Source organism: Pseudoalteromonas sp. OANN1 (assembly GCF_024124685.1).
In the GTDB taxonomy this organism is placed as follows: Bacteria; Pseudomonadota; Gammaproteobacteria; order Enterobacterales; family Alteromonadaceae; genus Pseudoalteromonas; species Pseudoalteromonas piscicida.
This window is the reverse complement of the sequence record NZ_JAMXSE010000016.1, coordinates 52,175-74,840: the sequence shown is the minus strand read 5'-3', so window position 1 is coordinate 74,840 and position 22,666 is coordinate 52,175. Positions and strand designations below refer to the sequence as shown.

Below are 22,666 nucleotides of genomic sequence, written 5' to 3'. Positions count from 1 at the left end.
TATGGGATTACTTCTAGACTTTCGTTACGCACTGAGAAACATCGCCAAATCAATGCGGTTTACGTTATTGATGATGTTTATCATGGTTGGCAGTTTGACCATATCTTTGATTGGTTTTAACTATATTTATACGGTGGCATTTTCACATAGCCAAGTGGGTAGTGGCAGCCCAGAAATCAGGATCTTTAAGGTTCGTAACCCTATCAGCATGCAAAATCGGTTTGAATACAGCATGTTGCCACAGCTAAGAGAACTTGATGAAGTTAAACAACTTGAAGAGTGGCTTTATATTGCGCCAGCGAGTGTTTGGGTAAGTGACGCTGAACGAGGCAATCATTATCGAGGCTCCTATGTTGATGAACGCTTTTTTCAGTTTCTGGACATTAAACCTGCACTTGGGCGATTTTATACTGCTGAGGACTTTGTGGGAGCAGCCCAAAATGTGGTCGTGATTTCAGACTATCTCTGGTTGCATCTATTCCAAGGTAGCAAAGACGTCATAGGGCGCACAATGGTCATTGATCAAAAGCCTTACGAGATAATCGGTGTGATGCCCAAACACAATAACTTCCCGATATTTTCTAAACTTTGGCTGCCACTTAAAGGCAATAACACAGCACCTGCTGATACCATAGATATTATTTATAAGATGCCAAATGAGATAGTAGAGGCAAGGCTTGAGCAGCGTTTAAGTTTATTTTTCACTGATTATGCACAGCAACGAGTTAGTCAGTCAGCACTTGAGGTAGATAAAACGGTTCGTGTTGAATCTATGACCTTGGTGGAATATAACACCGACGGTGAAGCGGTATTTATATTTACCCTGTTTATGGCTGGTATCGTACTTATTTTGCTTATTTCTTCAATTAACATTGGTAACTTACTTTTTGCCAAAATCATCGAGAGACAAAAAGAGTCGGCTATTCGTGCCGCGATTGGCGCGAAAAAATTAAGGGTGGTTCAGCAGCATGCTTGTGAGGGCTTGGTTTACTGCGTTAGCAGTTGGGTCGTGGCGCTATTGCTAACGGATCTCGGTTTGCGAGCGCTGAACTTTTTTATGAATATGATGTTTGGTGGCAAAATGCCGTACTGGTGGTATTGGCAGCTAAATACAATCACCATTTTGGTGTCACTATTGCTGATAAGCTTGGTATTTGCTATTGCTGTGCTGTTACCTGCGGTGAAAACCGCTAACTTTAACATCAATGATGTATTGCGAGACGGCACACGAGGCGCAACCGGAAAACAAGCGGGATTGATGTCAAAACGCCTACTGTCTTTGCAGGTGACCTTAGTGAGCTTTATGCTGATGGCGTCGAGCACCATAGGCTATGTGATGTATTCTATGGCGGGAAATATTGACGGCGAGACCCTCAAAGGGGTGTACTCAACTGAGCTGCAATTTCAAACTGAAAGCGAGTTTTCGAGTGATAAAGCGGTCGAAATGGCAAGCGCATTGGTCGTGGGAATGACATTGGATCCTGCCTTTAAAGAAGGGCGCGTGTATCAACGGGAGATGGAGCTTGATGTGCTAACAAGCGAGGGCGAAGTTTATACCGATAAAATCATAAATATTGAAGCGGTATCTCATCTTTTTGAGCGCGAACTGCAAAGCGGTCGGAACTTCACGGTACAAGACAACACAGAAGCTGCGCCCGTAGTGATCATTAGCCAGTCTCTCGCACACGCTCTGTTTGCCAGTGAGGATGTATTAGGGCGCTCACTGATGTTACGTGATGCAAAATGGCCTAGCGCTAAAATAGTTGGTATTGCAGTGGATGAGATGAGCGTTGTCGCCAGCGATCGTCGTCACGAAGTCTATTTTAGTTTTCGTCAATATGCGCCAAAGGAAAACGCAATGGCGGTTAAGTTCATTACTGAGTTGCCGCCAAGCCAAAGTTACGAAGCCTTCTATCGCGTGCTAGGTAGGCTCTCAAGCAAGCTCGAAACCAGCTATATTTTTGATCACTACGACAACCATCGCTCTATGATGGGGGCGTTCACCAGTATCATTTATGTGTTTTTGATTGTGGGTGGATTTGCCTTGACGCTTTCTTTAATTGGTATTTATGCCATGGGCCTGAGTAATATCAACAAATCTAGCTATGAAATAGGCATTCGCCGTGCGCTTGGCTCCAAAGATCGCCAGATCATGTTGTTATTTATCAAGAAAAATCTGACCCATACTGTTACAGGGCTGACTATTTCTGCATTAATTTTCTATATCTTGTGTTATCTTGCTGTAGACTTTTTCCGCGGTATTGTGCCATTTAGTGTTATGTTTGGTGCGGGTAGTATCACTTTACTACTGGTATTTGCTGCGGTATGCCTTGCGCTTTATATCCCGGTGAAACGCAGCATAAAAGTCCAACCTGCGGTTAGCTTAAGAATGGAATAATAATTTGAAAAAGGTGCTAATAGTAGACGACTCGCTTGATATTCAAGCGAGTCTGAAGTTTTTACTTGAGGATGAAGGCTACGCTTGCCACGGTGTGGTGACACCAGAGGCGGCATTTGATTATGTCAGTACACAGGAAGTGGACTTAGTGCTATTGGATATGAACTTTACGCAAGACACTACCAGTGGTAAAGAAGGGCTGATGGCGATTGCTAAGCTCATTCAAATCGATCCGCTCTTACCCATTGTGGTGATGACTGGTTGGGCGACGCTAGACCTTGCCGTCGCTGCACTAAAGCAAGGAGCGGCCGATTTCATTGAAAAGCCATGGGATGATGAGCGCCTTGCTCATAGCATCAAAGTACAAATCGAAAAGCGAGCTGACAGACAACATTTAGCGCGGCTATCTGCTGAAAACGAACGCCTTAAAAAGCCCCAACAAACGGTCAATTTCGTTACGCAAAGTGAGAAAAAGCAGCGTGTACTGACACAGCTCACCCAGTTGGCACAAAGCGATATGAACATCTTGCTAACCGGTGAAAATGGCACAGGAAAGAGCTATTACGCGCAGTATATACACGAGCATTCAAGTCGTGCTGATGGCAGTTTTATCTCGATTAATATGGGGGCGGTGAGCGACGAGCTATTTAACTCTGAGTTATTTGGCCATAAAAAGGGGGCATTTACTGATGCGAAAGCAGATCGCGTGGGTGCATTTACACTCGCCAGTAATGGCTCGTTGTTTTTAGATGAAATTGCCAATTTATCTTTGCAGTCTCAAGCAAAATTGCTTCAAGTGCTAGAAGAGCGAAAGTACGCAGCGGTTGGCAGTCACAAAGTCTTGGACAATACTGCGAGGATTATTTCTGCTACTAACTGTCAACTCAATGAAGCGATTGCCAATAATCAGTTTCGCCAAGACTTATATTTTCGATTAAATACTATAGAAGTAGAAATACCGCCATTAAGAGCGTGTCCAGAGGATATCTTGCCATTAGCAGAGCGCTTTTTAATGCGCTTTAGTCATGATTATAAAAAACCACCACCGAGCATTATGCCTTGTGCTGCTAAAGCACTGAGTGTATACGATTATCCAGGTAATGTGAGAGAGCTTAAGCATATGATGGAGCGCGCGGTATTTACTTGTTCAAATGCTCAGGTATTTGCCAGTGATTTGGCGCTCAACGCTACACCGCACTCAGCGTTGCAATCGATGAATACTGCTACAGTGAGCGCGCCAGAAAATCATGATTTAACACTGGATGAAATTATTGAGCAAGCACTCTTTAAAAGACTGGAATTTCATGGTGGTAACGTATCAAAAGCGGCGAAGAGCTTGGGACTATCGCGCAGTGCGTGGTATCGCAAAATGGATAAATATGAGTAGGAGATAAGCAAACTTGTTTTATCGATTTGGACACTGGCTGTTAAGTGCATTACTACTTGTAATTACTAATGTTTTACTCCTTGTGCATGACTACCCAGCAACACTTATTATGTTGATAGACTTAATATTTGCACTATGTTTTGCATTGCTTGCTTATAAATATGGTTCGACTAGACAAAACACCATTAATCTCATTGATACCTTGTTGATATCACTTCGCCAAGGCGATTATGCGGTACGAGCGGTACGAGCGGTACGAGCGGTACACGGCAAAGACACACAATTACGTTCAACGGTGGAACACTTAAACGCGCTTGCGCAAACCATGCAAGCCGATCAGCGTGCGCTGGCTGAGCAAAGCAACTTGCTAAAGCAAATCATTGAAAAGCTTGATTGTGCACTTATCGTGTTTGACAGCGAAAGCGTTGCATTTGCCAACAGCTACGCTGAGCGCACCTTTTTTGATTGCTATAAAGATGATGCCTGGCGCTGGTTTCAATCACTACAAGCTCAGCAAAAGCAAGGAAAGGTTTCGGTGATGCTTGACGGTACCGAGCATGCTTTTTTGCTTGAACACGACAGCTGCTACATTGCCAATAAACCTCACACTTTACTGGTTTTAAAACAGCTCGATAGCATTTTATATCAACAAGAAAAAGACGCCTTACAGCGGTTTGTTCGTATTTTAAGTCACGAGATCAATAACACTTTAGCGCCGATCGGCACGGTAGCGCGCAGCCTTACCAAGCGTTTAAATGGTGAGTTAGATATAGAAAGGTTCAATAGTGGCCTGTCACTTATCAACGAGCGCGCCAATTACCTTAAATCTTTTATGGGCAACTATGCCTCTCTTGCCAAACTGCCTCCTGCGCACAAGCAAATTGTCGTGCTCAGTGAGTTTTGCGCTCAACTACAAAGTATCTACCCTCAACTAAAGGTAGAAAGCACAGCCGACCTGCTCGGCTTTTTTGATACGAGTCAAATCAAACAGGTACTTTGTCATCTTATTAATAATGCCCAAGAAGCGTGCACGCCTTCGCCAGAAGTTACACTCAACATCATCCCAGATGCTGACAAATTAGTGTTTTCGGTCACAGACACAGGCCCCGGTTTTTCCAACCTAAGCGAAGCCGCTGAAGCATTTTACACCACCAAAGCTGATGGCAACGGCATAGGCCTGATGCTCTCTCGTATCATTATTGAAAACCACGGTGGACAACTCAAACTAGGCAATAACCCAGACAGTGGCGCAAAAGTCAGTTTTAGCGTAGAGCGGGGTGGGAGTTGAGTACTGAAAGCAGCAAAAATAACAAAGAGACCCCGAGCAAAAGTAACGAAGACACCCAATGTAATGTATTCATAATAATTAGTGAAAGAGCGCAACTATGAAGCGGGTTACAGGGTGAAAAATTAATTAAAAAACAACATTAATAAGGATTGTTTATGATATCACGATGCATTTTATTGGCACTGGCACTTGCTAGTACAATTGTGTTTGCAACTCCACATAATGGCTCGCTCGATCCTGCTAAGGGAACTTGGCAAAACAAAGATGAAGATGGTGATGGTGTGTTAGATGAGCATGATGAGTTTCCATTTGATGGTCAACGCGCTCGTTATCCCGAAATTGCCGAGATTGAACCTAATGATAACCCCAGCAATGCAGTAAAAGTTGCGCATCAACTTCCGTTTAAAGTAAAGGGGGTGATTTCGAATGCGGGTGATAATGGTGATTTGTACCAGTTTAGTGCAAACAAGGGCGACTATATCTCAGCTCGCATTATCTATAGCTCAGATAATTTTAAGCCCAAAGTGTACTTTTCCGAGCAAGGAGGTGTTGTGATCAACTCATCGCAGATCCATACCCATAGCGCACTCAACATGGCGCATATCCTGACTAAAATACCCCATGATGGAAAATTCAATTTGAGCGTCATTGATGATTTGTCGGGTGGCGCGCCGGACTATTCCTATGAAATTTACGTATTTAAAGATAATGACACCGATGGAATTGATGATCATGCCGAATATGCAATTGGTGTTGAACCAACTCGTATAGATACCGATAGAGACTCTATTCATGACTTCTATGAGTATTATGTAAAGCAAGGTACTACACTCGATGAGGACAACAATGGGGTAATTAATTTATTGGACTTAGACAGTGATGGCGACGGCATTAGTGATGAGCGCGAAGGCTCAGGAAATGCAGATCAAGATGATAAATTAAACTTTTTGGATCTTGATTCTGATAATGACGGCATAGCGGATGCCGACGAAAAACTCAGCGCGAAAGGATGGCCTGAAGACTCTGACAAAGACGGTGTTGAGGATTTTATCGACCTAGATAATGATGGCGACAAAGTTTTAGATATTTATGACGCCGAGCCGTATGAGCGAGTGCGAGGCTTTAGATTAAGTGATTCACCGAGTGTACAAATATCCTCTCAAGCTGGTTATTACGATGGCTATTCATTACCTCGAATTTATCGTATCGGCGATAGTGTTGTATTTACTGGTGATGACTTTGCCGGGCTGGAGAACCCAAAAGTGGTTATCTATAACGGTGAAGAAATTTATAATATCGCGCCAACATCACACACCAACTCAGCGCTAATCTTTGAACTCAATCTGCCACTTCGCAAATATAAGGCATTTATTTACACTCGAAATAAGCGTTCTAATGAAGTGCGGTTAAGCCCATACAAAGCGGGTTCACCGTTAATATTTGGATATGCCTCAATCAAAGTTCAAGAAGGTGAGCAATATGAGCTTAAGGGAATGGGGTTCGATGGTAAAACCCGCATCGTAATGGGAAATAAAACACTTGTTCCTTCAACTCATACACCATCAAGCCTTACATTTACGATACCAACCGGTATAACAAAAGGCATATTACAATTAACGAATAATGTTGGAACGAGCAATAAGGTTCGATATCGGGTGCAAGCGCGCTAAAAAATAACAATAGTAGACCAAAGAAGATTCAGACACCTACCTCAAAGATAGAGAAAAGACGGTTAAAGTTTGTCGTGGGTGTCAGCCGTTACCATCACTGCCTACTCATTTGTTATTTCACTATCCAAGGCACTATGACATGGTCATAACCAATGCTTAAAGACACATAGACTAATAGCGCAGCCATTACTAAGTTAAAAGCTTTAAAATACTTGGGATCGGAAATCTGTTTACCCATCATTGAACCCACTATCGAATAGCTAGTGGGAGCTCCGAATGCAAGTACAGCAAGGAGTATTGACCATATGACAACGGCGCTGCCGGTAATGCCAACGCTTGGAAACTGAATGGTAGAAACCGGCAACGTAGCGATTAGCGCTTTGGGGTTGAGTAGCTGCATGAAAAGTCCGTCTCGAAAGCTCAACGATTTGGCCGCACTTTGCTTATCAGATAGCTTGACATTAGCATGCGCCACTTTCCAAGCAATATATAGAATATAAAGGCACCCAGCCAAGCTGATAAAAGGCAGTAGCTGTGGATTAATAAACTTGAGCCCGACAATCCCTAAGATAACGAATAAGATGAACATTGCCATTCCAACGCCGGCGAAAAAACCGAGATGAACACGCGTCTGTTTGTTTAGACCACTATGTAGACCTAGCAAGTTGATAGGCCCAGGGGTATACATTACCCCGATAGCATAGGCGAAAATTTCTGACATGATTTACTACTCCGATATAAGCAGTTAATGAGCTAACTTAACGGCCCAACTGCAACTGAAATTGTTTTGGTGTCATGCCAAATACGCGTTTAAAGTTACGATTTAAGTGACTGGCATCAGCAAAGCCGGACTCTATCGCTGCGGTGGTGGCGCTAGAGCCTACAAGTAGCTGTTTGCGAGCATAGTTGATTCGACAATTCAAAACATACTGGTGTGGAGTAATGCAAAAGTGTTCTCGAAAAGCTCGAATAAAGTGATATTTAGACATATTGGCGACATCAGCGATGTCATCAACCGAAATATCGTTGGCAAGATTAGCCAATATATAGTCTTTAGCCCTGAGTACTAAGGTTTCAGCCCTTGTTTTACGAAGTGGTAACTCTAAACAGCCATGCAAACGAACCAATGATTGAGCCAACTGAAACAAAGCGGCTTCGTGCTCAATTTTGGAGTAGGACCGTCCCAAAAGTTGCTGAGATATGGTAAGAACTTGATAGCGCAACAGTGGATCATTGAACAAGGTGTCGTTAAGTCTTAGCACTGTTTCTTGTTTATAACCAAGAGAGCGAAACAGTGGTTGCAATTCTCTTGGGTGTACGTAAAGCATCACATACTCTAAGCTGTGTTCGCCCCCAGAGTGGCCGTCATGAATATCTTCGGGATTGAAAAGCATTATGCAGCCAGGCTGACTTTTATAAAAAGCACGGCGACAGAAAAAGTCTTGTCTGCCTTTTAAAGTGAGACCTATTGAGTATTCTTCATGAGCATGTTTGTTGTAGGAGAAATCACTCATGGTTGCGCACAGCATGGATACATCATCCTGCTGAGCACTATGGGTATATATAAAGTGATTATTTTTACTCACACTCCCTCCTTCTGTTTGAGCACTTTTGCAAAACTACTAAGTCAATATATTCAAGCGATCAATAAAAAACTTGAACGAAATTGCTGATATATCTATTACAGAGTTTGCTTAACACTCTTCACAAGGAAACTTAGTTAACCCGAGCTTTTGTCATTAAACCTATCAAATAAATCATAATCGATGCAAAGCCAAAGAACATAGGTGACTCAACTGCTTACCCATTGCGGGAAAATATTTGATACCATAGCTGCCAACGAAGGTTAGCATGTCGTTAACCGAATATATATTGAAGGTCGGAAATTTACCCCTGATGAAACATTTTAAAATATTTGCCGTAATAATCTCAGTGCTTATTTTCAGTGGCTGCGCCGCCCACATTCAAGAGACAAGTAAAACAGCGAATAGAGCTGTAGGGAACACGCCACAAAGTGTATTTTTGGATATTACTTCATCGCACTCAGTTTCTAAAAGTAAGTCGCTTTCTAACAGCATTAATGAGCTAAAAGCGTTAATAGCCAAAGACTTTAATGGCAGTATTGTTGAGTCTGGAAGTGCAGCTCAAGCACCTTTATCAGTCGAGATCACCATCGAGCACTTTCGTTATGTGTCGGGGCTTGGCCGCTTTATGGTAGGTGTAATGGCGGGTGATGCCGAGCTGAAGCTCAATGTAAAGCTAATAAACACTGACACTAACGAGGTGGTTGGTGAGTCGATACTAGATACTCGATCTGAGTTTATCGAAGGCATTTTTGGTGCAACTACTTCTAGGCAGCTTGAAGCAGTATCTAAGAAAGTGGTGAATATGATTGGCACGGTGGAGCGCGAAGGTAAAACTGATAATACCGCTAACTCTTAGTTGATATTGAAGTTCCAAATAGTCAAAGAAACCTAGTTTTTGACGATGGAGCTCCTGTATACCCATTTGAGCCCACTGATGCGCATTACAAACAAAGGGACGTGAAGCCAATATGAAAACGAAGTTTGTTGATATTGCACTTGTTTTAAGAGCCTTGATGTTAACTGTCGCGATTGGCGTATTTTTTAACGCGAAAGCGTGGGGTAATTACAGCCCACAGCTGTTGCGTGATAGCGCAGTTAGCGATGTACAAGCGCCCTTGGAAAATCCAGATTTAAAAGGGCTACGGACTTACGTTGATGACTGGGTCAAAAAAGCCATGGTGCAATATAACCTGCCAGGAGTCGCGGTTACTATAGTCAAAGACGGTGAGGTTGTATTACTCAAAGGCTATGGATTTGCTGATGTATACAGCCAAGCTATGGTTAAACCGAATAAAACATTATTTCGCATCGGTTCTATCACCAAAACAATGACTGCACTTGCAGTGATGCAGCTGGTGGAGCAGGGTAAACTATCTATAGATACTGATATCAATGAGTATCTGAGCGGATTTAAAATACCTGACACCTTTAAAGCGCCTATTACAATCCGTGCCCTATTAAGTCATCGAGCGGGTTTTGAAGAAGCGGATGCCGGTAACTTGTTCGTTGAAAGTGCCTCAGAAATGCTCAGTACAGAGCGATATCTCGCAACACATATGCCCAAGAGAATTTGGCCACCGGGTGTTAATGTATCCTATTCCAACTATGGTTTTGCTTTGCTTGGTTATCTGGTCGAGTTGCAGTCGGGTATGGATTTAGCGACTTATATGGAGCAACATATTTTTTCTGTACTGGGTATGCAAAACACGACATTACGAGAGCCAGTAAAAACCAGTGCAGCCTTAACTGCGATGAAACCTGAGCTACAACAACAGCTTGCAACGGGGTATTTTAGGGATAGACAAGGCAATAATATCGCCAAACCTTTTGAATTTATTGGGCATGTAGGTGGTGCGGGGGCCATTTCTGCAACTGCACATGATATGGCGCTTTATATGTCAGCTCTGATGGGTGACAACAACCTGTTCGTGCAGCCAACCACCCAAAAAACAATGATACATCGACTATACGACGATAGACCGCTGGCGACAGGGATTGCTCATGGCATGTTTGATGGCAAGCTTAAGGGTTATGAGCAGCGTTATCACTCTGGTGCCACACAGACGTTTGCCGCCAACATGGTGATCTTTCCTGAAGTTCAATTAGGTATTTTTGTTTCAACTAACGTTATGGGAATCGGGGCACACTTTGTTGAGGCTTTACCGACTGCGATATTGAATAAATTTTATCGAAACAAGCCGATAAATCTTGTAAAGCCGTCGCAGCTCAGCACATCTTCCCAAGCAAACATCTACACGCAGGTTTTAAAACAGCAAGTTAGCCAACCAAACCTTGAAGATTATACGGGAACATTTCTGAGTACTCGTCGTTCGTATACTCAACTGGAAAAACTGGCCGCATTAGATGCGGCGGCTGAGATAGCCATTGATGACCAAAATAGGTTAGTTATGATGGTTGCAGGGAATAAAATAAAACTGAAGCACCTTGAAGCGGACGTCTTTCAAGCCGGAGCTCGAGACGCGCCTATTTTTTACTTTTATCGCGATGGGACAGGGACGGTAAATCGTTTTTCGGCGAGTATGTGGTCTGGCGATTATGAACGAGTAAGCTTCTTACAAAGCCCACTTTTCTTCAACTTGGCGTTGGCGATATCTTCGTTGTTATCGCTATCCACTTTGCTGTTCAGTTTTGTTCGAGCTCGCAAAAGCAAAAGGCTTGACCAACTTGAAAAGTTGGCATGTTTTAGCTCAAGTATGATACTTGCAGCGGTGCTGGGCTTTATTTTAATGAATGCCGGTATTGTGTTTGATGAATATCAATTTCACGCAAGCTTTCCCACCGTAGAGGTAAAGCTGCTACTGTCTTTGGTGATAGCAATCGTTCTCACGACCTTTTTGAAAGTGCTAAGTCTTCCAATCATGTTGCGCATGAGTGATTTGTATTGGTTTTATAAAATACACTATGTGATTTTTACACTGAGTTGCTTAAGTTTTATTTATGCATTTTGGATTTGGAATGCGGTTGGATTTAACTATTTTGACTAGATTTATAAAGTTATCAGTTAGTCGAAATTACGGACCCGCTCTCGCTAATTTTAAAAACATTGAGTTAGCTTTTTAAGCTAAACTTCAGCTTCAGATTGAAAATGAGTCGATTTATGAAAAAAGCCGCTTTACGCGGCTTTTTTCCTTACTTCTTGTACTTTTCAAACCAAGCGAGCGTGTGCTCGATTTTGCTGATCATCCGAGAAGGACGGCCTGCAATTCCATGTGGCGCACCTGGAATTTTGACCAGTACAGAGTCAATTTTACGTAGCTTAAGCGCTTGGTAGAACTGTTCAGTTTCGGCCATTGGCGTGCGCAAGTCTTCTTCACCCGTCATTAGCATGGTTGGTGTGGTTACGTTGCCAACGAGCGAAAGCGGTGAGCGCTGCCAATAGTGTTCCATATGCTCCCATGGCATACCTGGGAATTGCGTTGGAATTTGACCAAGGCCACTGTCAGCGGTAAGCACTTTACTCAGCCAGTTGATCACAGGCTTTACGACAACAGCAGCGTTAAAGCGGTTAGTTAAGCCAATCGCGTAGGCTGTTGCGATACCGCCTGCAGAGCCGCCAGCAATAAACAGATTATCTTTGTCGATAAAGCCTTTCTCAAGCATAGCGTCTACCCCTGAGTTATGATCGGCAAAGTCTTCTTTCGAGCTGTATTTGTACTTGAGTAACATCGCAAAGCGCTCGCCGTAAGAGCTGCTGCCTCTGTGATTGTCGTAAAATACAACGTAACCTTCAGCGGCATAACGCTGTAATTCTGCTGAGAAATGGGGGCCGTAGGCTAAGTGTGGGCCACCGTGAATTTCTAGTAGTAATGGGTATTGTTTGTTCGGGTCAAAGTTCGGTGGCGTAATATACCAGCCCTGAATTTTCTCCCCGTCGAACGACGAGCTATACGTGATCTCATGCACTTTACCAAGGGTTTTATGTGCAAGTAGGTCTTCGTTAAGGTGGGTTAATTGCGTTACTTTGCCTTTTCTTGTTGTGATAGCGATGTCAGCAGGGCGCTCACTCGAACCTTGAGTAAAGGCAATTTCCCCATCAAAATTAGCACTAAATTCACCGCTTAGATAAGGGCGACCAAGGGTTGTGCCTGAGAGCGTATCTGTGATGTCGGTAATTTTGCCTTTTGTGGTGATGCTCGCGAGCTTTCGCTTTCCGTGGTCATCGTAAGTCATCGCCAGTCTATCACTACCAATCCAAGTTGGGTCTTGGATTGAGCGGTCGAAGTCTTTGGCAATCATGTGGGAGGTTTTGTCCTGCCAATCCATAATATTCAGTTTGCTATTACGGTAAGGGTTAAGCGCGTTCGATGCACTAAGATAAGCCAGCTTTTTCCCATTTTCGGAAAAACTAGGCGCGTACTCACGACCAGGAGCCGACGTAAGCTGGGTGATATTACGGTTAAAATCAACTTCGAATAAGTCGCCCTCTAGGCGCTTGTATTCCCAGTCTGCAATACGGTTTGCTGAAAACACAATCGCCTTTGCATCTGTTCGCCAAGCGAGCTTCCCACTATGGTGATAATTACCAGAGGTTAATTGGCGTGGCGTGCCGCCTTCACTCGGTAACACGAAGATCTGGCGATAGCCAGGTTTGATAAGGCCTCGGCCATCTGCTTGGTAGTAGGCTTTGTCGATAACAATGGCAGAATCGGACCACTTCGCGCCTTTTGGTTTTTCTGGCATTTTGGCAATGACCGCAGGCTTTTCAGCAACCTTTTGGCTAAAAGCCAGCCATTTGCCATCTGGTGACCAAGTTAAGCCACTGATCCCAGATTGTAACTGTGTAAGTAGTGCCGTACGGTTTTGAGCAAGATAATGTACATGAATTTGTGTGCTACCAGATACATTGCTCACAAAGGCGATTTTGCTACCATCTGGCGACCAACGAGGCTGACTGTAATTGTTTTCATCAGAAAAGAGTGGCGATTGTGCGCCTGACTTAGTATCGACCAGCCACAGGTTTTGTCGCTTAGCATCCTTCATTACATCATTGCTGTTACGCACATATACCACTTGAGTACCATCTGGTGATATTTGCGGGTCGTTTGCATATTCCAGCTCAAAAATGTCTTTAGCCTGTAATCCCACCTCAGTCTGTGCGACTGTTGGCAATGCAGCGCAAGCCAGTAAAGTGCAAATGAGCGTCCGTTTCAATCCAAAAGGCATAATGCCACCCTCTATATAATTTTTATTTAGGGCTACATAGTTATTCAGGTGCAATTCAATGTCACCTAATACGCGATGGAACGAAATAAAAACTCGATGTGTCAAATAAAATGGGAGTGACTGGCTGTTTGTTGTGTGAAATCAGGTGAAAGTTGCGGATGTTTGAAGTGAGTGTCCGTAAGTTATCTGCGCGCAAGTTATCTGAAAAAATGAGTGTTCACCAATGATGGAAAGTCGCTCAAGCTGCGCCGCTATCATTCCTTGAAGGCGGCACATAATTTAAGTTTTATTTAGCTGCTAGCGTTATTATTAATCTAGCTTGATTAAGCTGATTTTTTGGCTAATAGCTCTTGGCGCACGAGTTCAGCCCCTGCGCTCAATGCAGCGAGCTTACCTCTTGCCACCTCACGAGAAAGTGGCGCCATACCGCAGTTAGTACACGGGTAGAGTTTGTCGGCGTCAACAAACTCAAGCGCTTTGCGTAGTGTGTTGGCAACTTCTTCTGGCGTTTCGATGGTGTTGGTTGCAACATCAATCGCACCAACCATCACTTTTTTACCACGGATCAACGCTAACAAGTCGATTGGCACGTGAGAGTTATGGCACTCTAAAGAGATGATATCGATATTGGATTTTTGTAGCTTAGGAAACGCTTCTTCATATTGACGCCATTCTGATCCTAAGGTCTTTTTCCAATCGGTGTTGGCTTTAATGCCGTAGCCGTAACAGATATGCACTGCGGTTTCGCATTTGAGTCCTTCAATGGCACGTTCAAGCGCCGCAATGCCCCAGTCGTTGACCTCGTCAAAAAATACATTAAAAGCAGGTTCGTCGAACTGAATGATATCGACTCCAGCGGCTTCCAGCTCTTTGGCTTCTTGATTAAGGATCTTAGCAAATTCCCACGCTAGCTTTTCACGGCTTTTGTAGTGGTCATCATACAGCGTATCTATCATCGTCATAGGACCTGGCAATGCCCATTTGATAGGTTTGCCTGTTTGGCTGCGTAGAAACTTGGCATCTTCAACAAAAACCGGCTTTTGGCGAGATACTGGGCCAACCACGGTTGGAACACTGGCATCATAGCGGTCGCGAATTTTTACCGTTTGACGCTTCTCAAAGTCCACACCGCTTAGGTGTTCAATAAAAGTGGTTACAAAGTGTTGACGGGTTTGCTCGCCGTCACTCACGATATCAATCCCTGCAAGTTGTTGTTCTTGCAAAGCAATACGTAGCGCATCGTTTTTGCCATCAATAAGCTCATCGCCCTCTAGTTTCCAAGGTGACCACAGGGTTTCTGGTTGAGCAAGCCAAGCGGGCTTAGGTAAACTGCCAGCAGTAGACGTTGGTAATAGTGTTTTCATAATAAATGCTGTTCCATATTCCCGTTGATTATAAAGCGTAATTTGCAGACCACTGTTCAAGCACGTTTTGGTAAGGCTTGATAAAATGCTCTTCGGCAAATCGACCTTGTGCAATCGCCAACTGGCTGCGCTCTTCGCGGTCATAAACAATCTGTGTTAATGAGTGATCTAGGTTTTTCAAGTTTGGCTGATAGCACTTGCCTGCAACCGCATTGGCGTTGTAAATCTCAGGGCGGTAGATCTTTTGGAATGTTTCCATGGTGCTGATGGTGCTGATCAACTCCAGATTGGTGTAGTCATTCAGTAAGTCACCAAAGAAGTAAAAAGCCAAAGGTGCAACGCTATTTGGTGGCATAAAGTAGCGCACCTGTAAGCCCATCTTTTTAAAATATTGCTCAGTTAATGATGACTCATTTGGCTGATATTCAAAGCCAAGTACCGGGTGCTGATTTTCAGTGCGGTGATAGGTTTTGTTATCCGATACACTTAGGCAAATCACCGGTGGCTTACTAAAGTGACTCTTGTAAGCTTCTGAATCGACAAAGTATTTAAATAGCTTACCGTGTAAGTCGCCAAAGTTAGCTGGGATGCTGAATTTAGGTTGATCTTTATTATGCTCAAGCAATAGCACACTAAAGTCGTAGTCACGTACGTAAGATGAGAAGTTGTTACCAACAATTCCCTCAATGCGTTCATTGGTTTTGTGGTCAACGATATTGGTTTTTAACACCTCAATTGACGGGAAAGTTTGTCCACTACCTGCAATATCCATATCAACTGAGACTATCTCAAGCTCAACAGAATAACGATCGCCTTTTGGGTTATCCCAGTTAGCTAACGCGTTAAAGCGATTATCAATCATCTTTAGGGCATTGCGTAAGTTTTGCTGGCGGCTTTCGCCTCTTGCTAAGTTAGCAAAGTTAGTGGTGATCCGCGTGCTGTTTGACGGATGGTAATTTTCGTCAAGACGAATGCTCTTAATAGTGAAAGTAAACTCGTTATTCATGTTCTTCAGGTATCCAATTCTAATGCTAACGCGCTCGGTAATTACGTTTCACTGCGGTAAACAGGTATCCACGGGGACGCAGTGACAGTGCCGAACATTAAGTGATGTGAGATTTATACGTGGATCATAAGATGAAGAAAAACGGTTTTATTTCACATAAAACATGAGTCTGATTCATGAGTTACAAAAATAGATGCCGCTTATTGAGTCGCATATGCAGAAAATATGAGCAATTGTAGAGTAAAATTCACTGGAAATCTGAAAGTCTAGACTGCTAAATGTCTAAGTTGCATTTGTTTCAAGTAAAACGTGAGGAATATTCAAGGCTTATCTAAGCCAAAAGCACCAATGGCAAAGCGTTATGTTGTTATACTCGCCAGCGCTTAGGTGGCAGAAAGGCTAAAAGCAACGCCCATATTGCTCACTTAAGTGATTGCGCCTCAATGAAAAGAAGAGATAAGTGGAATGAGTGAGTTGATATTGTTGTTTGTGTATTGTGCACTACTCGGTAGTGTTGTCGGCTTTTTAGCCGGGTTGTTAGGTATTGGCGGTGGGCTGGTTATTGTTCCGGTGCTTAGCAGTATTTTACTGTACTTTAACGTGTTACCACCGGAGCAAGTGGTCATAGCCGCTGTAGCGACATCGCTGGCATCCATTTTATTTACTTCTACCTCATCGGCAATCGCGCATCACAAGAATGGCAATGTACCTTGGGATTTAGCGCCGTGGATAATGACGGGCGTTGCACTAGGCGCGCTTATTAGTGGTTTTTTTGCAGCGCTATTACCCGAAAACGCAGTGCGCATTGTATTTGCAGTAAGCGTGGTATTGATAGCAATAAAAATGTTTTATAGCAGCAAAAATGAGAGTACAACCCAAAGGCAGCTGCCAAATAAAGGCATACTTACGGTATTAACGACGATCACCGGTGGTTTATCCGCAATGATAGGTATTGGCGGTGGAGCGCTTCTGGTACCTCTGTTGACGTTTTTCTCTGTTGATATGAAAAAGGCCATAGGATGCGCTTCTGCATGTGGCATTGTTATCGCGCTTTTTGGCTCTGTTGGCTACATTAGCTCGGGCAGTGCGCACTTTGCACTCTCGGATGGTTTCGCCGGATTTGTTTATTTACCAGCCCTGTTAGGGATTGTGTGCACGTCTTGGTTTACGGCTCCAATGGGGGCGAAAGCCACGCATCACTTGCCTGTTGCCACGATTAAAAAGGTATTTGCGGTGCTGCTGTTAGTGATGGCTGTGAATATGGCGGTGAATTAAAAAGCTGGCGCTGTTAATGCGTTCTTTTTTGGTAAAGTTGTTCCTTTGATGGCTGAGCATGAAAAGTACGCAACAAGCTTTCGCATGGAAGCATTTGCAAACCTGACTATTTACGCCTTTAACAAAGGTGAGTTAGAGGCCGCAGCGGCATATCTAGACTATATAAACAACAAGCTAACTAACGCAAGTCCGCCATAGCGCAATTTTATTGATGCGTATTATGTGGAGCATCTCTTTTGGCGTGCAACACAACGAGGTATAGATTTAGGGTGGCCGAAGCTCCCAACCAACTTAAAACAGCTTTATCTTGACTTTCATGGCTCAAAACCGATGCCAATTTCTTAACTGCGAAGTGTCATTACCCTACAACATAGCAAATACGCAATTGGTGCATGGTTACCAATTTCTATCTTATGTACTTTAGGTATGTACCATTATTTGGTATAAACGGCTCGAATTTAAATTACTGGTCACAGTTGGGTAAAGGCCGTGGGCACGTTTTACACGGCTTGCTTTGTCTGCATACCTGTTTGTCAATTTAGGAAAAATCAAAAGTGTTTGAAGTACCACCCTTTTCAGAGTATTCGTACGAAGAACTACTAGAAGTAAAAAAACATATCGATAGGGATAAGTACCCTGAGCGTTACGAAACTGTGGTAACGTTACTTAACGACAAGTTCAATGGTCACAACAGACAAGGTGAGACGCGCACCGAAGCGTATATCAAACCTTGTAAATATGCGACATTTTGGCCAAGAGTTGGGGCTATATTTATTGATGGTCTCATTCTTTCTGTTGTCATCTATATTGAGTGTTTAATTTTTGGATTCAATTACCACGGCAGTAACTTGTTACTCACGACGGTTGGTTGCATTCAAATGTCGCTTTATAACCTATTTATGCACGGTTGTTATGGTCAAACGCTTGGTAAGATGATTACAAGAATTAAGGTAGTAGATCACGATACAGAACAAAAAATCAGTATTAAGCAGTCGCTTCGTCGCGAATCCGTTGAGCTGGTGCTTTATATGTTGTTTTTGGCACTCGTCATGGCTTTGAGTGTTGTATTATTAATGAACAATACTGTTCCACCTGCCATGTTGCATCTTTTGTCAGGTATTGAGGCGGTACTGTTATGTTGGTTCTTAGCGGAACTTGGCAGCGTAATATTAAATGATAAGTCTAGAGCGCTTCATGATTACATAGGTAAGACAGTGGTGGTGCGAGTCGATTAAATGTTCTAAAAATAATAACGAAAGCAGGCAAAACCAAACTTCGCCTCACCTTTGCAATATTCCGCGATGAGGTTTGATTCAATACTACTCTTTGTTTGGTTTACAGAACTTAACAAGACGAGCAAATTTGAGGGCACAATATGATAAGAGAGATAACTCGGGATGATTTTGAGTCATTTTGGCCAACATTTTCAGAAGTGATCCAAGCGCAAGAAACGTATGCATTTGACTCAACCATGAGTATGGAGCAGGCATTTTTACTTTGGTGCGAAACGCCGCTCAAAGCCTATGTATTTGTTGAACACGGTGAGGTACTTGGCACTTACTACTTAAAACAAAATGCACAGGGCCCGAGCAGTCATATATGTAACTGTGGTTACATGGTGTCGAGTTTGGCTCGTGGTAAAGGAATTGCACGGCTGATGTGTGAACATTCCCAGCAACAAGCGTTAGCGTTGGGGTTCGAAGCCATGCAATTTAATAGCGTGGTATCGACCAATGAACTGGCGATTAAACTTTGGCAAAAGCTTGGTTTTACCATTGTGGGCACTATTCCCAAGGCTTACAAGCATCCTAGGCTGGGTTTGGTCGATAGCTATGTTATGTACAAATGGTTGGCTGATTAAAGTGGACAGGCTCTAAACTAACGTGGCGAATGTTATTTTGCGCAGTCGATCAGTATTTGTTTACTGCGCATAGCCTTAAGTAAAAAGCTGATAAGCCGCTTGACGTTGGGTAAGGATTTTTTTGTTGGATGGGTTAAGATCCATAAATCTGCATAGTGTTCACTCGCTGGTGCAAATTCGATTAAATTAGGAAAATGCCTTGCAATATAATGCGCCCCTCTGATCATACCAAGCCCTTTGGATGCAGCCTGATGACGCAGCACTAAATCTTCGATTGATAGAGAAATTGGGGCGTTTGGATAGGGCGTATCAAGTAGCCAAGTCGGTCTTTCTGTTACGCTGGCGGTTATCCAAGAAACGTTTTCACTCGTGCGTTTATCGAGATAGTCTTTATGCATGAAGTAGCCAAGTGAAATCGGAAATAGCCGGTGACCAACTAAGTGCTCATCCGGAACGTGAGAAGCTCGGATCACAACGTCGGCCTCTGATTTCTCTAGCTCGGAAAGTGCATAAGTAGTATTTATCGACAGCGTGAGGTAAGGATTGTTTTGCTGAAATTCATGTAATTCGTCTAACAAGACAAACTGCAAAATCGCTGGGGGGATAGTAGGTTTATTTGTTGCTTTAACTGCTTAACCGAAGTGTTAATTTGGCTTAAGTGAGGGGCAAGGCAGGCTTCCATATTTTCAGCGGCACTGAGCAGCTGCAGTCCCAATTCAGAAAACGTGACTTTGCCTTGCGAAAGCATGCATATATCAAGACTAAAGCGTTGATTTAAAACATGTAGCCTGCGAGATACCGTCGTGTGGTTTACGCCGAGAACTTTGGCTGCACCTCTGAGTGTATTGGCGCGCTTTAAGGCAAGCAGTAATTGAAAGTCATCCCAGTTTTCCATGCCTACAACACCAAAGTTTAGATGCAATTAAAGTAAAGTGTTTTTCGCATCATGTACAGCGAACGCAGATATTTTCCATTCACCATCAACTAAATAGACGTAATAGCTTGCGCCTACTTTATTAAAAAGTGCGCCTGATTGGGTGTATCGCTCAGCGATGTTGCTCACCAACGCAATATTTTTATCAAGAAAATGAATACTGACCTTGCTCCATTTTACGTGACTGACACCTTGTTCTTTTAGGCGTGTTAAGAATACTTGCACCTGTTTATTCATTTGCGTTTGCGTGATCACGCTCGGCTTTGAACGTGATGACATTAACATAAGCGTATCTGTGTACAGTTGAGGGCTGGTTGGTAAATCACCAGTTTGCAGATAATGGTTGTATTTACTCATGTAGCTGTCGAACAGTTTATTGATTTTAGTTGTGTCCGTTTCTGCTAATAACTGGCTACTAAAAGTAAATAAAATAAACAGGATTGCGGTTCTCATAAGATGTTGCTCCAAGTCAGTTTTTAATGAGTCTAGCAGGCAAAATCTGGTTTTATGTGGATTATTATGTGATTGCTATGTTGCGCTTACGCACCGCGAAACTAAAGAATTTTACCTCAAATACAGGGTTAGCCTAATTGCCTAGTCATCAAATTACAGGTGAAGCAGGCTTCTTATCTGCAACATAGCGATAGTCGAAAATCAGCAACAATGTAGTGCGGGATTTCGGATTGAAATGGATGCTGCAACCCTTACTCTATGGTGTAACTCAAACCGTTAAGGATTGTTATGACTTCACTTGCTAACATGCCATTTTCTTTGCTCGAATTAAGCCCGATGAAAGAGCAAGATACCGTTTCACAAACCCTCGCTAACAGCGTAGCTTATGCGCAAAAAGCGGATGAACTCGGTTTTAAACGCTTTTGGATGGCTGAACATCATAATATGCGTGGCATTGTCTGCGCAGCAACCTCTGTATTGATAGGGCATATTGCCGGACACACTCACAATATTCGGGTGGGCGCGGGTGGCGTGATGTTGCCAAATCATCCACCGTTAGTTGTCGCTGAGCAGTTTGGCACCTTAGAAAGCCTCTATCCAGGGCGTATTGATTTGGGATTAGGGCGCGCGCCTGGTAGCGATCCGATTACCAGCCGAGCATTGCGTCGCGATGACAGACGTGCGGAGCAATTTGACGATGAAGTCGCTGAATTACAAACCTTGCTCGGGCCTTATGATGGTAAATCCTCGGTGCGTGCCATTCCGGGCGAAAATACCAATGTACCGATTTGGTTGCTTGGTTCGAGCCTTTATAGTGCCCAGCTCGCCGCAAAGCGAGGTCTACCTTATGCATTTGCGGGTCATTTTGCGCCACGATTCGTGCATGATGCTATCGCGCTTTATCGCCGCGATTTCCAACCATCAAAGGTGTTAGATAAACCTTATGTAATGCTTGGTTTACCGGTAGTTGCAGCCGATACCGACGAGCAAGCGCAGTATTTAGCTACCACGTCAAAGCAACGTATCCTAGCATTGATGCGAGGTCAGGCGTTATGGTTGAAACCCCCCGTTGACTCGATGGAGGGTCTATGGAATGCCCAGGAGCAAATGCAAGTCGAAAGCTTTTTAGGGCTATCTGTTGTTGGTAGTCCCGCGACTGTCCACCATAAACTCAGCATGATTAAACGTGAGTTAGCGGTCGATGAGTTTATTTTTACCAACGATTTATACGAGCTAAGTGATAGAAAACATGCGCTTGAAATCTTGGCGAGCTTAACGTAAAAGTTGGAGTGTGAAGGTAGTACTTAAGAGAGTACTTAAGAGAAGGTTTGCGGTACACTGTGAGTTAAAAATTTACAAGGAACGAAAGTTGAAAACGATTTGGTTGCGTATCCTTTCTCTACTTATTCTGCCTTTTATGTCGGGGCGAAAGAAATAACGCTCCGTCATGAAAATGAAAACACTAAGGTACTAGAAGCTAAACTTGCTGAGCTAGAGGTGTTTAAATCACCCTGAATAATAAGTTTAGCGAGACAATATTTGCAGTAACAACTAGGGCCTGTTGAACTTTTCTGTTTGATTTTTGTTCTTCTGAGTGTGTTTTGGTCGCGACGCTCGACTTGCCGCCTAGTAATCTAGGCAAAAGTTGAGCAACAATGAACAGAGCGCACTCAGGTGAACCCAAAGGGCAGCGCTTGATTAGCATTTCTACTGTGTTCTCGCCTGACTCACATAGAATAACTATGCTACGCAGGCTCTGCCTTGTACAAATACCAATCAAACTGCTGCAAAAACAAACTTGAAAGGTAAACAGGCCCTAAAGGAAAAATGATGGATCAAGTTGTACGCGTCGGGGTTGGCGTGGTCATAATGCACGATAATAAAATTTTGCTTGGTGAGCGCATCGGTGCTCATGGCGCACATACTTGGGCAACGCCGGGTGGCCATTTAGAGTATGGAGAGGACATTGAGGCATGCGCAATAAGAGAGGTGCATGAAGAAACGGGGCTAGATGTTGTAAACGTTGAAAAGCTGGGTTTTACTAATGATTATTTTTCCGATGAGCAGAAACATTATGTCACTCTGTTTGTCATGGCAAGGTGCGATACTCATAATGCAGAAGTTAAAGAGCCAAATAAATGCAAACAATGGCAGTGGTTTTCGCTTGATAAATTGCCGCAGCCTCTGTTTTTACCTTTGGTGAACTTTTTAGAAGAAAACAACACACTTTATCAGAACTAAAATAACAATTGGGGCATAG

At 43.4% G+C, this 22,666-nt stretch carries 20 protein-coding genes; 12 read left to right on the top strand and 8 right to left on the bottom strand.

Annotated features, from left to right (window positions below):
- Position 1: 1 nt before the first annotated feature.
- The 4 genes from NH462_RS14115 to NH462_RS14100 all read left to right on the top strand — a co-directional run bounded on the left by NH462_RS14115 (position 2) and on the right by NH462_RS14100 (position 6,743).
- Complete coding sequence (locus NH462_RS14115; protein ID WP_253106174.1) at positions 2-2,398, top strand: ABC transporter permease; 2,397 nt, start codon at positions 2-4, stop codon at positions 2,396-2,398.
- Positions 2,399-2,402: 4 nt separating this feature from the next.
- The gene (locus NH462_RS14110; protein WP_253106171.1) at positions 2,403-3,785 is read left to right on the top strand and encodes a sigma-54 dependent transcriptional regulator; all 1,383 of its coding nucleotides are present in this window, start codon (positions 2,403-2,405) and stop codon (positions 3,783-3,785) included.
- A gap of 13 nt (positions 3,786-3,798) precedes the next feature.
- Positions 3,799-5,073 carry a HAMP domain-containing sensor histidine kinase gene (locus NH462_RS14105; RefSeq protein WP_253106169.1) on the top strand — a complete coding sequence of 425 codons (1,275 nt, stop codon included), beginning with the start codon at positions 3,799-3,801 and terminating at the stop codon, positions 5,071-5,073.
- A gap of 155 nt (positions 5,074-5,228) precedes the next feature.
- On the top strand, positions 5,229-6,743 hold the full coding sequence (locus NH462_RS14100; RefSeq protein ID WP_253106166.1) for an MSCRAMM family adhesin SdrC: 1,515 nt from the start codon (positions 5,229-5,231) through the stop codon (positions 6,741-6,743).
- 112 nt (positions 6,744-6,855) lie between these two features.
- Here the strand turns inward: NH462_RS14100 and NH462_RS14095 are convergent, their stop codons facing one another.
- Together NH462_RS14095 and NH462_RS14090 are read right to left on the bottom strand one after the other, a co-directional pair.
- Positions 6,856-7,464: a LysE family transporter gene (locus NH462_RS14095; protein ID WP_010370128.1), complete on the bottom strand. Its 609-nt coding sequence runs from the start codon at positions 7,462-7,464 to the stop codon at positions 6,856-6,858.
- 37 nt (positions 7,465-7,501) lie between these two features.
- Positions 7,502-8,329 carry an AraC family transcriptional regulator gene (locus NH462_RS14090; RefSeq protein WP_010370126.1) on the bottom strand — a complete coding sequence of 276 codons (828 nt, stop codon included), beginning with the start codon at positions 8,327-8,329 and terminating at the stop codon, positions 7,502-7,504.
- Between the two features lie 310 nt (positions 8,330-8,639).
- Here NH462_RS14090 and NH462_RS14085 point away from each other — a divergent pair, with 310 nt between their 5' ends.
- A complete protein-coding gene (locus NH462_RS14085; RefSeq protein ID WP_017217720.1) occupies positions 8,640-9,185 on the top strand; it encodes a DUF4410 domain-containing protein in 546 nt (181 codons plus the stop codon).
- Positions 9,186-9,297: 112 nt separating this feature from the next.
- Positions 9,298-11,334: a serine hydrolase domain-containing protein gene (locus tag NH462_RS14080; RefSeq protein ID WP_253106164.1), complete on the top strand. Its 2,037-nt coding sequence runs from the start codon at positions 9,298-9,300 to the stop codon at positions 11,332-11,334.
- Between the two features lie 145 nt (positions 11,335-11,479).
- Here the strand turns inward: NH462_RS14080 and NH462_RS14075 are convergent, their stop codons facing one another.
- The 3 genes from NH462_RS14075 to NH462_RS14065 form a co-directional block, all read right to left on the bottom strand.
- Positions 11,480-13,513, bottom strand: coding sequence for a S9 family peptidase (locus NH462_RS14075; RefSeq protein ID WP_253106162.1), 2,034 nt, complete (start codon positions 13,511-13,513; stop codon positions 11,480-11,482).
- 323 nt (positions 13,514-13,836) lie between these two features.
- A complete protein-coding gene (locus tag NH462_RS14070) occupies positions 13,837-14,877 on the bottom strand; it encodes a methionine synthase (RefSeq protein WP_099029912.1) in 1,041 nt (346 codons plus the stop codon).
- A gap of 28 nt (positions 14,878-14,905) precedes the next feature.
- A complete protein-coding gene (locus NH462_RS14065) occupies positions 14,906-15,883 on the bottom strand; it encodes a DUF1852 domain-containing protein (RefSeq protein WP_253106160.1) in 978 nt (325 codons plus the stop codon).
- A 465-nt stretch (positions 15,884-16,348) separates the two neighbouring features.
- Between NH462_RS14065 and NH462_RS14060 the strand changes: the two genes are divergently transcribed.
- The 4 genes from NH462_RS14060 (at position 16,349) to NH462_RS14045 (ending at position 19,019) form a co-directional block, all read left to right on the top strand.
- Entirely contained in the window at positions 16,349-17,158 is an 810-nt protein-coding gene (locus NH462_RS14060; RefSeq protein ID WP_017217716.1) for a sulfite exporter TauE/SafE family protein, read from the top strand.
- A gap of 48 nt (positions 17,159-17,206) precedes the next feature.
- Positions 17,207-17,356: a hypothetical protein gene (locus NH462_RS23035; protein ID WP_017217715.1), complete on the top strand. Its 150-nt coding sequence runs from the start codon at positions 17,207-17,209 to the stop codon at positions 17,354-17,356.
- A gap of 356 nt (positions 17,357-17,712) precedes the next feature.
- Complete coding sequence (locus NH462_RS14050) at positions 17,713-18,393, top strand: RDD family protein (protein ID WP_253106157.1); 681 nt, start codon at positions 17,713-17,715, stop codon at positions 18,391-18,393.
- Positions 18,394-18,533: 140 nt separating this feature from the next.
- Positions 18,534-19,019, top strand: a complete 486-nt coding sequence (locus tag NH462_RS14045) for a GNAT family N-acetyltransferase (protein WP_017217713.1) — start codon at positions 18,534-18,536, stop codon at positions 19,017-19,019.
- A gap of 32 nt (positions 19,020-19,051) precedes the next feature.
- On the opposite strand, the gene NH462_RS14040 is transcribed toward NH462_RS14045, so the two are convergent.
- Genes NH462_RS14040 through NH462_RS14030 form a run of 3 tightly spaced genes read right to left on the bottom strand, consistent with a single transcriptional unit; the run spans position 19,052 to position 20,406 of the window.
- Positions 19,052-19,597 (bottom strand): LysR substrate-binding domain-containing protein, encoded by a 546-nt coding sequence (locus tag NH462_RS14040; RefSeq protein ID WP_253106155.1) that lies wholly within the window; start codon positions 19,595-19,597, stop codon positions 19,052-19,054.
- A complete protein-coding gene (locus NH462_RS14035; RefSeq protein WP_253106153.1) occupies positions 19,591-19,914 on the bottom strand; it encodes a LysR family transcriptional regulator in 324 nt (107 codons plus the stop codon). The genes NH462_RS14040 and NH462_RS14035 overlap by 7 nt, the downstream gene beginning before the upstream one ends.
- Positions 19,915-19,941: 27 nt before the next feature.
- On the bottom strand, positions 19,942-20,406 hold the full coding sequence (locus NH462_RS14030; protein WP_010370094.1) for a hypothetical protein: 465 nt from the start codon (positions 20,404-20,406) through the stop codon (positions 19,942-19,944).
- 288 nt (positions 20,407-20,694) lie between these two features.
- Between NH462_RS14030 and NH462_RS14025 the strand changes: the two genes are divergently transcribed.
- Entirely contained in the window at positions 20,695-21,687 is a 993-nt protein-coding gene (locus tag NH462_RS14025) for an LLM class flavin-dependent oxidoreductase (RefSeq protein WP_253106151.1), read from the top strand.
- A gap of 549 nt (positions 21,688-22,236) precedes the next feature.
- Positions 22,237-22,647, top strand: coding sequence for an NUDIX hydrolase (locus NH462_RS14020; RefSeq protein ID WP_010370086.1), 411 nt, complete (start codon positions 22,237-22,239; stop codon positions 22,645-22,647).
- Positions 22,648-22,666: the final 19 nt, after the last annotated feature.

What these genes read in the sequence shown, in the direction of transcription:
- NH462_RS14115 (WP_253106174.1), top strand. Translation starts at nt 2, where the DNA reads ATGGGATTACTTCTAGACTTTCGTTACGCACTGAGAAACATCGCCAAA.
- NH462_RS14100 (WP_253106166.1), top strand. Translation starts at nt 5,229, where the DNA reads ATGATATCACGATGCATTTTATTGGCACTGGCACTTGCTAGTACAATT.
- NH462_RS14095 (WP_010370128.1), bottom strand. Translation starts at nt 7,464, where the DNA reads ATGTCAGAAATTTTCGCCTATGCTATCGGGGTAATGTATACCCCTGGG.
- NH462_RS14085 (WP_017217720.1), top strand. Translation starts at nt 8,640, where the DNA reads ATGAAACATTTTAAAATATTTGCCGTAATAATCTCAGTGCTTATTTTC.
- NH462_RS14080 (WP_253106164.1), top strand. Translation starts at nt 9,298, where the DNA reads ATGAAAACGAAGTTTGTTGATATTGCACTTGTTTTAAGAGCCTTGATG.
- NH462_RS14075 (WP_253106162.1), bottom strand. Translation starts at nt 13,513, where the DNA reads ATGCCTTTTGGATTGAAACGGACGCTCATTTGCACTTTACTGGCTTGC.
- NH462_RS14070 (WP_099029912.1), bottom strand. Translation starts at nt 14,877, where the DNA reads ATGAAAACACTATTACCAACGTCTACTGCTGGCAGTTTACCTAAGCCC.
- NH462_RS14065 (WP_253106160.1), bottom strand. Translation starts at nt 15,883, where the DNA reads ATGAATAACGAGTTTACTTTCACTATTAAGAGCATTCGTCTTGACGAA.
- NH462_RS14060 (WP_017217716.1), top strand. Translation starts at nt 16,349, where the DNA reads ATGAGTGAGTTGATATTGTTGTTTGTGTATTGTGCACTACTCGGTAGT.
- NH462_RS23035 (WP_017217715.1), top strand. Translation starts at nt 17,207, where the DNA reads ATGGCTGAGCATGAAAAGTACGCAACAAGCTTTCGCATGGAAGCATTT.
- NH462_RS14045 (WP_017217713.1), top strand. Translation starts at nt 18,534, where the DNA reads ATGATAAGAGAGATAACTCGGGATGATTTTGAGTCATTTTGGCCAACA.
- NH462_RS14035 (WP_253106153.1), bottom strand. Translation starts at nt 19,914, where the DNA reads ATGGAAAACTGGGATGACTTTCAATTACTGCTTGCCTTAAAGCGCGCC.
- NH462_RS14030 (WP_010370094.1), bottom strand. Translation starts at nt 20,406, where the DNA reads ATGAGAACCGCAATCCTGTTTATTTTATTTACTTTTAGTAGCCAGTTA.
- NH462_RS14025 (WP_253106151.1), top strand. Translation starts at nt 20,695, where the DNA reads ATGACTTCACTTGCTAACATGCCATTTTCTTTGCTCGAATTAAGCCCG.
- NH462_RS14020 (WP_010370086.1), top strand. Translation starts at nt 22,237, where the DNA reads ATGGATCAAGTTGTACGCGTCGGGGTTGGCGTGGTCATAATGCACGAT.